The organism is Kiritimatiellales bacterium, assembly GCA_041656295.1.
In the GTDB taxonomy this organism is placed as follows: Bacteria; Verrucomicrobiota; Kiritimatiellia; order Kiritimatiellales; family Tichowtungiaceae; genus Tichowtungia.
Window position 1 is genome coordinate 76,006 of sequence record JBBADV010000007.1, and the last position, 12,654, is coordinate 88,659.

General features: G+C 45.1%; 10 protein-coding genes and 1 pseudogene. 1 reads left to right on the forward strand and 10 read right to left on the reverse strand.

The window, feature by feature from the left end; all coding sequences use genetic code 11:
• Positions 1-6: 6 nt before the first annotated feature.
• The 8 genes from WC959_06310 to WC959_06345 all read right to left on the reverse strand — a co-directional run bounded on the left by WC959_06310 (position 7) and on the right by WC959_06345 (position 9,229).
• Complete coding sequence (locus WC959_06310) at positions 7-996, reverse strand: hypothetical protein (protein MFA5688742.1); 990 nt, start codon at positions 994-996, stop codon at positions 7-9.
• Between the two features lie 61 nt (positions 997-1,057).
• Entirely contained in the window at positions 1,058-2,011 is a 954-nt protein-coding gene (locus tag WC959_06315) for an amidohydrolase family protein (GenBank protein MFA5688743.1), read from the reverse strand.
• A gap of 12 nt (positions 2,012-2,023) precedes the next feature.
• The gene (locus tag WC959_06320; protein ID MFA5688744.1) at positions 2,024-3,058 is read right to left on the reverse strand and encodes an alcohol dehydrogenase catalytic domain-containing protein; all 1,035 of its coding nucleotides are present in this window, start codon (positions 3,056-3,058) and stop codon (positions 2,024-2,026) included.
• Positions 3,055-5,163 carry an acetate--CoA ligase family protein gene (locus WC959_06325; protein ID MFA5688745.1) on the reverse strand — a complete coding sequence of 703 codons (2,109 nt, stop codon included), beginning with the start codon at positions 5,161-5,163 and terminating at the stop codon, positions 3,055-3,057. Before WC959_06325 ends, WC959_06320 begins: the two co-directional genes overlap by 4 nt.
• 14 nt (positions 5,164-5,177) lie before the next feature.
• Positions 5,178-5,612, reverse strand: coding sequence for a Zn-ribbon domain-containing OB-fold protein (locus tag WC959_06330; GenBank protein ID MFA5688746.1), 435 nt, complete (start codon positions 5,610-5,612; stop codon positions 5,178-5,180).
• Between the two features lie 19 nt (positions 5,613-5,631).
• A complete protein-coding gene (locus WC959_06335) occupies positions 5,632-6,816 on the reverse strand; it encodes a thiolase family protein (protein MFA5688747.1) in 1,185 nt (394 codons plus the stop codon).
• Between the two features lie 11 nt (positions 6,817-6,827).
• A complete protein-coding gene (locus WC959_06340; protein ID MFA5688748.1) occupies positions 6,828-8,186 on the reverse strand; it encodes a hypothetical protein in 1,359 nt (452 codons plus the stop codon).
• Positions 8,183-9,229 (reverse strand): hypothetical protein, encoded by a 1,047-nt coding sequence (locus WC959_06345; GenBank protein MFA5688749.1) that lies wholly within the window; start codon positions 9,227-9,229, stop codon positions 8,183-8,185. The genes WC959_06340 and WC959_06345 overlap by 4 nt, the downstream gene beginning before the upstream one ends.
• 273 nt (positions 9,230-9,502) lie before the next feature.
• Here WC959_06345 and WC959_06350 point away from each other — a divergent pair, with 273 nt between their 5' ends.
• Positions 9,503-10,528, forward strand: a complete 1,026-nt coding sequence (locus tag WC959_06350) for a LacI family DNA-binding transcriptional regulator (protein ID MFA5688750.1) — start codon at positions 9,503-9,505, stop codon at positions 10,526-10,528.
• An 83-nt stretch (positions 10,529-10,611) separates the two neighbouring features.
• Here the strand turns inward: WC959_06350 and WC959_06355 are convergent.
• Both WC959_06355 and WC959_06360 read right to left on the reverse strand, forming a co-directional pair.
• Positions 10,612-11,267, reverse strand: a pseudogene (locus tag WC959_06355) (IS1595 family transposase).
• Positions 11,268-11,508: 241 nt separating this feature from the next.
• A complete protein-coding gene (locus tag WC959_06360) occupies positions 11,509-12,384 on the reverse strand; it encodes a leishmanolysin-related zinc metalloendopeptidase (protein MFA5688751.1) in 876 nt (291 codons plus the stop codon).
• Between the last annotated feature and the right edge of the window lie 270 nt (positions 12,385-12,654).

Genomic DNA, 12,654 nt, shown 5'->3' on the forward strand with positions numbered 1-12,654 from the left:
GTCATCCTAATCGTTTTTTATTCCTACCACCGTCAGTCCAATGGTTTTACGTTCGGCTCCCCCCGTATAAGAAGTTTTAAAGGTATACCTTCCCAAAGAAAATTCGCTTCCGGCAAGATAACCGGCAAAAGCGTTTTCATAGCGATTATAACTGATCAGAGGCACAAAATCGCCTTTGATAAAAGATGCGTTTTGATCCAATATAAATTCCATCGTTGCCGCAGAACGTCCTTTTTCTTCCGTTAAGGTAAGATTGGATTTCAAAATAATAAATGGTGATGGACGAACATCTTTTAATACAAAACTCAAAATCGTTTCCGGCTTACACACAAGCTCTCTGGCGTAGAAAGTGGCGTTATCTATTTTTAAGCTGCTGTCGCAGCCCGATATTATTAATGATTTGTTTTCGATCACAACCTGTGCTCTGTCGGAAATAAGCAATCTGCCTCTGGCCGTTTCTGAAGTTATTCCAATCGTCGAAGTTGCTGACTGATCACTGTGTATTTTCATCATAACATTCCCAGACACACCAAGAGTCATAATAGAGTTTGCTTTAGCTGCGATATTAAAATTTTTCGCTTTTACTAAAGAAATTTTTTCGCTCGTATTCCGAATAATTAGACTCGATCCCCGAATTTGCTTAGAAACTCCGGTTTGTAATCGTAACCCCTCTTTTGCTATTGTGAGAGCATTACCTTTTAAGTCGAAAGTTAGCATGACGTCACCGTGCGACATTTCCAATCCACCGATGGTCACATCTTCTGTCAATGTGATTTCCAACCATTTTTTATTCAATCCTCCGGCAATCGTTCCATAAAATCCAATGACATCAGATTTTCCTGGCGTTGTCGGCTGCATCCAATAATTTTGCTCTGTAAACACATTCTGATATGTACTGTCATTATAGACATTTCCATTCCAAACATGTTGTGCCAGCAAAGGATTCAATCCTGCCAATATTCCACTTAAAATAATACAGACAGTAACTTTTTTCATTTCACTTGTTCTCCTTGTTGTTCACCAAAAACGTGTTTATTATTATTAGAAAAATTTCTCTTTAAGAATTATTTCCGTTCTCTCCCAACCAGGCTAGTGTATTGCGACAGCATATACGTTCTTGCAACGCAACCGATACGGCATCCAAACAGGCCCGTTCGCACCGGTAGGAACTCCGTAGTTGAAGCCGGTCATACTCAATTGAATAATACGGGGCATCACTCCCCCAAATCAGTTTTTCAGGAAACGCTTCCGCCAAATCATTTAACACGGTACCAGGACAGGAATAATCCGAAGGAAAACGTTGTTCGGGAGCAGCCACAGCAGGCAGGTTGTTTTCGGCACAGGCACAATGAACAATAAATGCTGCACAGTCGAACCAGGCATTGGGCAGTTCAGCCATCCGCTCAAGAGTAGGTCGATGAAACCGGCAGGAATGGGCAAGTACAAAGCGGATAGCCGGACGTGTTTCGACAATTCGTAAAATATCAGCACACTGCGACCAGCGGTCGTTAGGATGAATGCTCGCATGAATTAACAGGGGCAAATTTTTTTCCTCAGCGAAGTCAAGCATACAACCTCCTTGATTAAGCAAATCCAAGACAGGAGATTGGATGGTGTGCGTCTGAAATTTAATTCCGTATACCCGGCAGCCCGACGATAACTTGCGCCACTCAGCTACCTGCTCTGCCGGCTTACGGGATGGATCGCCAATCAAAAAAGGCCAGATTTTTTCCCGCCACTCTAAGGGTGCACGCTGAATATCAGTGACTAAGCGTTTATTTTCAAAGCGATAGGGTACGGCATCGGGATCGTTGGATAATGCCACCTGATCCCTTCGTAATTTTTCCATATCTAAATCCATATACGTGATGAATGGAAAAACAATAAACCGGTCAATCTCTGCGCCTTCTGCATCAAGAAACAGGCGTGTCAAATCTGCACAATAAGGCGACCACCCCTGTAAATAATACAGGGGATCAAATCCAATATGAGTATGACTATCTATACGCATGTTAATTTCCCATCAATCCTGAGGCAATACGACCGCTTTGATGACCGGTTCCGTGCTGTTCACCATTGCCTGAAGGATATGTTGCGCATCTCCGGGAGCAAAGGTATGTGTAATAAGGGCGTCCGTTGGAATCAGCCCGGCTTTCAGCAGATCAAGCGACCGGTTGAAATTGAGAGCCGGTTCACCGAAAACCGGACGGAGACTGATTTTATTGAAAATCATCCGGTTGATATCTATTTCGATCTTGTTTCCGCCTCCAAAATGAAGGCCATAGAATGTGATCAGACCTCCGTAGCAAATTATTTTTAACGCATCATGGATACTTTGAGGCGGAGCACTGACAATAACGCGATCTACGCCATTTGGAAAACGGCGACGGATCACCTGTTCAACATCTTCCTGTTGCGTATTGATGACCATATCCACATCCATTTTACTCGCTGCTGCAGCGCGGGCACGACCGATGGGGGTGGTGGTATCAAACTCGGTCATCACCACGAAACTCGCACCTTGCAGTCGGGCGACCCCGGCAGTCATTAACCCCAGTGGTCCGCAACCCAGAACCGCCACACTACCTCCCAAGGGTATTTCAGATGCTAACACCGCATTCAGACACACGGTCAAAGGCTCGGTCAGACAGGCCGTCGTGTAATCCATCCCGTCATATTTGACCAGATTGTTATGGCGGACACGCAGGTACTGACCCATACCGGACTGTCCGTCAAGCCCCAATAAATTGCGACACAAATCAGGACGACCGTTTTTACATTGTGGGCACACGCCGCAGAGAGTGCAGTCTTCAACAACTACAGTATCACCAGGTTTAACGGTATTGACATCTTTTCCTGTTTCGACCACTTCGCCGGCGATTTCATGCCCTAAAGGCATGGGATCTCCATCCCATTGCTTAAGAAAATTAAGGTCTGTTCCACAGACCCCGCAAGCATGGATTTTTACAATAACATCATTGAATCCAGGAGAGGGGACCTCGGTTTCCCGAAACTCAAGATTCATGAATTTACGACCAAACAAACCTGTGGTTTTCATTGTGCTGCTCCTGAAACGATCATACGCGCATCCAAAGCGTTTAGTCCTTTGGCATGCACCTTTATTGGATTGAGGTCGATTTCCTGGATTTGCCGATTCTCAATCAACAGCTGCGAAACACTCAGTAACGCGTGTTTAATCGCTCCAAGGTCAACTGCAACCCCGCCCCGCGCCCCGGCCAGCACCGGAAATCCTTTAATCTCCCGAATCATCTCTTCCGCGTCAGCCTCACTCAGCGGACATACTCTGAAAGCAACATCCTTCAATATCTCAACGAAAATACCACCGAGCCCGAACATAACGACTGGTCCGAAAATCTGGTCGTTAACACCGCCGATGATCACTTCGGTTCCCGGATATGTATCCATCTTACTCACCAGAATTCCTGAGATATTCGCATCACATTTGCACTGTCTGGCATTGGCTTCAATCTCAGCAAACGCCAGCTCCACCGCCTCCTCGTCATTTAGATTTAACTTTACACACCCGACATCTGATTTATGCAGAATATCCTGGGAAACAATTTTCAATGCTACGGGAAAACCAATTGTGTGTGCCAGCTCTACAGCCTCTTTGTCGTTACGGGCAAGCCCCTCAGCAGGAAAAGAAATATTATATTTTCGAAGCAATTGTTTCGCTTCCGTCGCAAGCAATGGTCGTGCAACAGCATCCCTATCCGGATCAAAAAGCGGCAGAGCGCTTTCGAAACGACTCCGCTTTATGGTGGCGGTCTGGATGTTGTGAAATCTTGCCAATGCCGCCATCGCCTTTACAGCATCATGATGGTCAAAAAACAAAGGAATACCTTGCTCTTTTAACATATCAACAAAGATACTTTGCTTATATCCCGAATAGGAATAGATCAATACCGGTTTCTTTGCGTCAGCCAATAATACGAGCATACGCTCGACGCATTCCTTTTCTTTATTGTAATCCCGAGGATTAATATGAAAATTCCCGCCAAAACCGCCGACCAGAATGACGCCGTCAATTCCATCATCTGCCAATGCGGCGCCTGTGGCCTCGACAAAATTTTCCCAGCCCGCCAGATCAACTGGATTCGATACCGATCCATTCGGTGGAATAATTGGCTTTAGATATTCTTGAGTGCCAATCGACAGCTCAGGAACCTCAAGTCCGTTGCAAATACAGGCATCACTTGTCCAGGCACAATCTCCTCCGCCTTCTGAAATAATGCAGACCCGATTCCCTTTCATAGGCTTTCGTTGATTGAATGCCAGCAGAGCGGACGTCAACCCAGAGAAGGTTTCCATCATAATAGCTCCGCATTGCCGAAGGGCAGCCTGATAGATAGAATCATTACCGGCAATGGCCGCCGTGTGACTGGATGCAACTTTAGCACCCTTTTCCGTGCGACCGCTTTTTACAACGAGAACCGGCTTAACGCGAACGGTTTCTCTCACCTCTTCCATAAAGCGTCGTCCATCCTTCAATCCCTCGATATGAATAGCAATCGCCCTCGTGTCCGGATCGTTTCGAAAATATCGGATCAGATCATAAGCCTGGACATCCGCCTGATTTCCCAAACCAACCACATACCGGAACCCCAGTCCACGCTGAGACCCTGGGAAAGTTAGCGATTGTGTTAAGTTACCACTCTGCGAAATCAAGGCAGTGTGACCTGCCTTAATAAAACCGGACATAATAGCATCAAGACTGACTGAAGCGCTATAGTATCCAAGTGTGTTCGGGCCGATCATTCGGATGCCGTGAACATTCGCCTTCCTGACAAGTTCATCCTGGCGTTTTCGACCATCAGCGCCTTGTTCAGCAAAGCCGGCGGTAATCATAACAATTCCCTTCACCCCTTTGCTAATGCAATCGTCAACCGCCTGATCTGCGTATTTTTTGGAAACCATGATCATGGCGGCATCCACTTCACCGGGCACATCCAAAATACTGGGATAACATTTTAATCCCAAAATAGTTTCTGCATTCGGGTTTATTAAATATAAATTACCGGTATATCCACACTTTTGCGCAATCTCAACAAAAGGATACCCGAAACTGTCAGGATTTCGGGATATTCCGACAATCGCCAACGACCGCGGATTCAGCAGATAATGTAAATTCACATCCTCCATGCCCCATCTCCTTTTTATGGGTTCCTATGAGCCCGAATTGGTTGAAACTGCGGGACACTTATTTCCCGGGTTCTATCTTCAAATATCACTTCAACCGCCATTCCAATGAAAATATCTTCCAGAGCGACATTGACGATATTCGCAATCATGCGTACGCCTTCCTCAAGCTCAACAATTCCGTAAACATAAGGAACTTCGTCCTCGAAACCTTCATGCAATGCTTTATGGACAATCGTGTAGCTATATACTACACCCAGCCCCTTTGCCTTGATCCAGTAAAAATCTTCCGCCATACAATGCGGACAAAGCAGTCGCGGAAAATAAATTTTTGCACCACATGCCCTGCAGGTTTGAATCACCAATTCGTGACGTTTGGCTGCCGCCCGGAATTCGCCGGTTTCAGGTAAAATTTCCGGAAGAGGTTTTCGGTTAATGGTCTCGGTATTCATTATTATAACCTTTAATTGGTCAGGGAATCTCATTGCCAAAAATCAGCGTGCACTCATTGGCCATAGAACCGCCATTGCCATTAGACAACCCAAACTGAGCGTTTTTTATCTGCAGATCGCCGGCACGTCCCATTAATTGACGTGCCGCTTCAATTGTGGGCATAAAGTGGCAGGCACCATAAGGCTGTCCGCGTCCTAACTGCCCACCGTCTGTATTGACAGGAAAAACCCCGTGATATGTCAAATCTGTGCTTTCAACATATTCAGCCCCCTCGCCCTTATTGCATAAACCAATATCTTCCAGAGCAATAAGCACTGTAACGGTATAGCAATCATACAATTGCGCGAAATCCATCTCCTGGATTGTCACACCAGACATGGCAAACGCCCGTTCAGCCGCAATTTTAATCGGTGACGTGGTCAAGGACGGCTCGCGCCCGTAGGCTGGCGTCCACATGCCGCGGTCGAAACTCTGTCCGCCGCCCAGCAGATACACCGGACGCTGTTTCGCGTCCTTCGCCCGCTCTGATGATGTCAGAATTAATGCGCCGGCCCCGGTACAAGGCATCACAATCTCAAACATCCGCAGGGGATCACAAATCATCCGAGAGCCAAGCACCTCCTCAACAGTAAGCGGCGTCTTTAAGAGTGCATTCTCAAAGCGTGATGAGTGATAGCGGGCATTAACCGTAATTTGGGCAAAAGCCTCGTCGCGGGCGCTGAATTCATATTTATAGCGTTGCTTTATCAACGCGTAGGCAGAATTATCCAGCATGGGGCCATAAGGAGTATCAAAATCGCGCTCAAAGGGCACTTCGTTCTCTCTACCGAAATTGCCGGCGGTAGAAGGGTCAAACACTGATCCGCCAACCAGCAACACTGTCTGACACAACCCGGTTGTAATTGCCGCCGCTGCATAAAGCAGGCCGGTATTTCCGGAACCTCCACCAAAATACATACTGTCTAGAAAACTTAGACGCAACTGGAGATATTCCGCCATATCTTGCGACCAGGACGCTGATTGATCTATTGGTGATATCGCAATCAACCCATCGATTTCATCTTTAGAAATACCGGCATCCTCTATTGCCAGTTTAGCGGCAAGACATTGTTCAGTATAATTTGACCGGGTCCCGTTATCCTTAGATTTGACAAACTCTGTTTCTCCATACCCGATAACCGCTGTTTTCCCTCGAAGATTCATGAGAGTTCTTGTTAATTAAATTGAGGAAGATATGCCCGGTGTGCGTCGATTAACCTAGCAGCCAAGCTGTCCACGCAGTTTTTGCGATAAAGCATCGGAGAGGTAAATAAAGCCTGTTTCACTTTATTAAAACTTCCAGAAACTGCCGCTTCAACAGAGAGTTCTATTTCCATTACAATAGACATCATTATCCCTAGAAGAGCGGCAGGAATCTCTCCGCTCTGCAAGGGATGAACGCCCAAAGAATCAACCATTGCCCATGTTTCAACTGAAACACCTGCCGGGAGATTACTTACCTGTCCGGTATTTGGCAGTGTAGCCATTACCCTGGAAATCTTACCGGTATGCAATGATTCGACTACTGCGGAATATTCTTCAGCAGAAAGGCTCCTCTCCGGCCACGGCGAATGGCCTTCCAGACGATCTATCACCTTCTTCAAATTATATTCACGGAATCCAATACGTTGAGGAATAACCCCTTTTCGATGAATTGCATAGTGCCGCATAACTTCCGGTTCATTTAGAAAAAACGGGAAATTTTCAGCAACGTGAGATACGCCGCCCACAGGAAATGCTCCAAAAAGTTCGTACAGGTTAAATGAAAGCAGGCGACTGACAATCTTGGATCCGATCATCTCTTCAATATCATCGTCAGTCGTATTGCTGGCAATAAACCGGTTTTTATTCAGGGCCTCAAACTCCAGATAGGCTTCAACGGTCATCTTCTCAGGATTAATAGCCTGTCCTTTAACTGAAATGCCTGTAAGCCAGGTTGCGTGATTAAGTCCGACACAAGTCGCTTGAATATCTTCAACAGATACATCGAAAAATGTTGCTAAAAAAGCCATCGTCGATGCATAGTTATGACAAAGTCCGACTGTTTTAATTGATGTGTATGCGGTTACCGCCCTTGTGAGCTGATTAAGAGGATTCGTGACATGCACCATCCACGCGTTCGGACATCGTTTTTCCATCTCCCGTGCAATTTCGAGAAAAACCGGAACATTTCGTAACGTACGGGCAATGCCGCCCGGACCGGTTGTATCACCCACTGTATGATAAATTCCAAAAGACTCCGGGATTTCGTAATCCAGTTGCATCGCTTCGAGTCCGCCGGTAGAGATGGATAAACAAACTGTATCTGCCCCGTCAAGGGCCTCAGCCAAAGCACCTGATTTTACCCTCCATCCGGTCTCAAAAAGTTCTGCTAACTTACTGCAATAACGCACCATTAATGCTAACGCATCAGGGTCTGTATCTACCAGAACAAGTTCACTTCCCGTTAGTCCTTCACGTAAAAAAAGGTCCTGAGCTAATTTCGGCGTCCAGTTAACACTTCCTCCGCCAATTATTACTGTCTTTATACTCATTTCGTTTGATTTCTGATAAAAAACAGTATTACGCCGGAAATTCCGGAAATTAAGAACAATGATACAGCGGATGGTTCAGGAATCACTGTTAAGCCAAAGGTTTTCCCATCTGTTCCTCCCGCATAATCAACCCTGAATTCATAACCGTCCAAGGAAAACATGTGGCCATCATTGTATCCGGAAAATTCTCCTGTCCAAACTCCCCCGTCATAATTGATCAGAGAAATAAAATCATTTTCTTGAAACGTGCTGTTCGGATCTAATTCAAAATTTAACATCGAAGAAGCATCCACAAGAACGCTTGAACTTATGGTTACCAAAGGATCCGGTTGTGTATCAGTTAACACAAAGCCTAATGTTGTTCCACTCCCTAAGGATAAGCTGCGTGCATTGATTGTTGCATCATCCAGAATCAACATACTCCCCATGCCGTTTACACTTAAATCAGAAGTCGTTCCCAGATTAAGAATAGCACCATCAGATATATGTAATATTCCTTTACTGTTTCCATCATTTCTTCCTACTGATGTGTTTCGAGCCGCAACTGTAAGATTTGAGCCGGCGATCTCTACGGTCATTATAGAGCCCGACACAGCGCCAATATTGAATGCCTGCATATTCCAAGCAGATGCGCCGTCGTTTCCATTTACAATTTTAAGACGGGATCCGTTAACTTGCGACCCAACGTTATTTTGTAAAGCAAGCTGTCCTGTTGTAAAAAAATCATAGCCATTCAAATCAAAAACTAAATTTACATCGCCATATTCCATATAAAAAATGTTAACCGTAACACTTTTTTCAAGCTGTATTCCTAATGTTTTATTATTCAACCCACCGGCAACTGAACCCCTGAAGCGCAGGTTATCACTTGCTCCAGGAATCCCAGAAGGGTTCCAATAATCCGTACTTGAAAAAACATTGGTGTAGGTTATTGAATGATAGGATCCTCCCTGCCATTCATATGTTGCCCCGTGAACTGAATAATATGAAAGAAGTAATCCGAATATCGCCAATTTATTAATTATATTTATTATCCTTGTCATTTTTATCTCCTTTTTACTGTTCCTGCCAGACGGTCTCTTTCTCCATTTCTTGTCTCTTCCTCTGCTCAACTTGTTCCCGTTAAGCCTTCTGCTATTCTCTGTGCGATTAAAAAACAATCCAGCTTTACATGGTAAGCTATAGATTTTTTCGACTTTGTCAACATGTAAAAAATATTTTTTCTCACGGCGTGACAAAACGGATTTTTCTATCCGATTGACTGGAATCGCCAGCATGTTAACTTGACTAAAAAAACTGCAGATAAAGTGCACAAGATGAAAAAGCGAGTTACAACCCGGAAAATCGGATTGAAGGCGGGAGTTTCCCATGCCACTGTTTCCTACGTTCTCAACGGAAAGGGAGCGGCTTATGCCATTCCTGAAAAAACCCAGATCCGCATACGAAAGATTGCAGACCAAATGGGCTGGAAACCGAATCATATACTCTCGGCTCTATCGACTGGGAAAACAAAACTGATCGGTCTCTGGCAACTAACCCTCGGGCAGTCGTATCATGCATGGGTAATGCAAACCGTTGAACAGCTGTTGCGTGAAGATGGATATGCCATGTTGAGCAGCCCCGCCCGGAAAAAAAATTCTCCGGAAGATTTTGAACTCGATCTTTTCAACCGCTGGTCCGTAGATGGACTGATTGCTCTGGATGGATCACATTATCTGCATCATTTTCTAAAAAATCATCCACACTGGGATCTCCCGGTGGTAAATATGGGCTGGTTTCCTCTCAAAGATCATCCACTAGTAGATTCTGTTTATGTGGATGTACTCTCACCGGCGCGCGAAGCCCTTGAACAGTGGGTGGATGAAGGTCGAACACGGATCGCCATGCTTTCAGGACAGTACCCGGGGCTGGGTAAAATGGATGAACGTGAAAAAATGTACCGCGAATTCATTCGCCGACGGGGATTGAATGAAGAATTGATCGGGTTTCCCGCCGACACGCAACGGATTGGTGCGGAAAAAACGTTGTGCGAACACATTTCACGATATGGATGCCCCGATGCGATTTTCTGCCGGAAAGATGAAGTTCTCATGGGTGCTTATAGGGCATTACGAAAACTCGGTTATTCAATCCCCTCCGACACAGTCCTTCTAGGCATTGACGGCATTCAGGACACTCAATATCTCGATCAGCCCATATCCACCGTAGTTCAGCCGGTCGAGATCATGTGTCAGACTGCGTGGGATATGCTTAAGTCCCGTATCGCATTCCCGAGAAGCACGGCACGGCATACCACCTTGAGAGCCTCACTTGATTGGCGGGGAGGAGAAAAGCTATGCTGATAAAAAGCAAAAGCCTTATCTCAAGAAAAAATTAGGGGCTGGCATAGATGATTGGGTAAAAACCATCTGATTTTCTGTTCAAATTAGATCCATTTCTTCAACGTCCGCAACTGAGTTTTTGTGCTGCCGTAATTGAAACGAAACTCACACTCTTTCAAAAACAGCAGAAATTTTTTGCGCGGAATTCCGTTATAGTTTTTCAACTGCCGTTTCGCCTGGTTCCAGAAATTTTCGATTCCGTTAATATGGTTCATCTGAGAAGCAAACTGCCGGCTGTGATTCATGCGGCAATGTTTAAATTCTAAAACATCCAGTGCGTTATAGCTATTGAATGTATCCGTATAAATGATGCTGTCCGGCCTGATTTTATTGCGTATGATTAGCATCAGCGTTTCTGTTTTCGCATCAGGAATCACCTGCGCATAAATCCGTCCATTTCTTTTTCATAAACCGAATACTGGAATTTTTCCGGCTGCACCCGTCCTCGTTTACCTTTACGCACTCCACCGAAATAACTTTTATCGACTTCGATTTCGTCCTCAAGAAACGGAGACTTACCGGCCATATATTTTGCAAGGATTCGGTGCAGGTAATCATAGAACCGGGCCGCAGAATTCCGGTGAATCCCAATCAGTTCCGCAGCCGTTTCAGCACTGGTTCCGGCAACGAAAAAAACGAGCCCCATTTTTATCTGCCGTTCTGTCAGCTTAGAGTTCTTTATTTTCAATGGTTTACGCATAAATGACGACACTTTTTCTGTCAATCACTTATGCCAGTCCCTATTTTTTTATTCAGATAACTTGTTTTTTATTTTTGCCGGCGTTTTTATTTTCTACTGATTCATAAATCAGTGTCGATTAGAGAGGATTACAGCCGGATTGAATCTCAGGCAGGGAAGAATAAATTTCGCATCGGCTATTTGGTATTAAGCCGGTTCGCCATAAATGTTGTATGAAACAAAATCCTTTGATTGGCGGTTTTTAAAATTTATTAAAAAACCGGCGGTAGAGACCGAACAGAATTCCCACCGCCGCAACCATCAATATTGCAACCGGTTCAGGAACTACAGTATAGCCCATATCTGCGAACGATGCGATTGTCGTCATACTGGTAAACATCGGATCATTTGCCCAGCCGGTCATCAGTTCATACCGCATGTCTTCGCCGTAAATGCTGACAATTCCGGTATCTGCCGCACCGTATTCAACTTCGAGCCAGTGGCTGCCGGCGGTCCCTTTGCCGCCGTTCGTTTCCACCGGGATATACGCAGCACCGGGCTGGTTAAATTCTATGCGGTAAGTATTCAGTGCATTTGCGCCAATATAATTTCCGTTTGCATCCAGCACATCATTATAGGTAATTCCACCGTAAAAATAACTCCACAGAGTCCCGAAACCCAGTATGTGTGCCATCTCGTGTAAAATTACCGGGTACAAGTTGAAATCAACATCATTGCTGGAATAATATGCCGTACTGAACATCATCACCCCTGTCCCGGAAAACATCACCCCCAATGAATCGACCAGCACAACCTGTCTCGGACCGGCCTGTCCGAGAACGCCGGTACCCAGAGCTGCAAATCCCGCGGTAATATTCACGCCGGCGAGGCATCCGTTTGCATCCGTCACATAAAGACCGGAATCGATCATACTTTGACTGAGTTGAATATTCCATTGATAACCGGTAATGATGCTTTGCCAATACGCCGCCGCATCATCAAGCATAGATTGATACCCTCCGAAACCCGATCCTTCCAAACCGTTAATATTAATACTGAACGCAGCGTACGCCGGTTCAGAAAAAATAATCCATATCAGACACAACACACGGGTTACATGCCTTAAAGTGCTCTTCATTCTCCCTCCCGATTTTTAAATCCAAAAAATTGCTATTAAAAAATACTAATTATAAACAGATTTTGTTCAGCACAAAAACACAAAACGGTATAAGAAAAAATTTTAGACGGAATCGGTGTGATTTTTCTTTCAAGGAGGGCACATCCTGGTAAGTCTTGGTGATTCCGGTTAAAGCAAACAGATTTTTCAAGAGCGGTGGTAAATAGACCTTTGACTATTTTGCCGGGTTTGAGCTAATAATACTGCTCCGCGATTATGACGGGAAACTTT

What these genes read in the sequence shown, in the direction of transcription:
- WC959_06310 (MFA5688742.1), bottom strand. Translation starts at nt 996, where the DNA reads ATGAAAAAAGTTACTGTCTGTATTATTTTAAGTGGAATATTGGCAGGA.
- WC959_06315 (MFA5688743.1), bottom strand. Translation starts at nt 2,011, where the DNA reads ATGCGTATAGATAGTCATACTCATATTGGATTTGATCCCCTGTATTAT.
- WC959_06320 (MFA5688744.1), bottom strand. Translation starts at nt 3,058, where the DNA reads ATGAAAACCACAGGTTTGTTTGGTCGTAAATTCATGAATCTTGAGTTT.
- WC959_06325 (MFA5688745.1), bottom strand. Translation starts at nt 5,163, where the DNA reads ATGGAGGATGTGAATTTACATTATCTGCTGAATCCGCGGTCGTTGGCG.
- WC959_06330 (MFA5688746.1), bottom strand. Translation starts at nt 5,612, where the DNA reads ATGAATACCGAGACCATTAACCGAAAACCTCTTCCGGAAATTTTACCT.
- WC959_06335 (MFA5688747.1), bottom strand. Translation starts at nt 6,816, where the DNA reads ATGAATCTTCGAGGGAAAACAGCGGTTATCGGGTATGGAGAAACAGAG.
- WC959_06340 (MFA5688748.1), bottom strand. Translation starts at nt 8,186, where the DNA reads ATGAGTATAAAGACAGTAATAATTGGCGGAGGAAGTGTTAACTGGACG.
- WC959_06345 (MFA5688749.1), bottom strand. Translation starts at nt 9,229, where the DNA reads ATGACAAGGATAATAAATATAATTAATAAATTGGCGATATTCGGATTA.
- WC959_06350 (MFA5688750.1), top strand. Translation starts at nt 9,503, where the DNA reads ATGAAAAAGCGAGTTACAACCCGGAAAATCGGATTGAAGGCGGGAGTT.
- WC959_06360 (MFA5688751.1), bottom strand. Translation starts at nt 12,384, where the DNA reads ATGAAGAGCACTTTAAGGCATGTAACCCGTGTGTTGTGTCTGATATGG.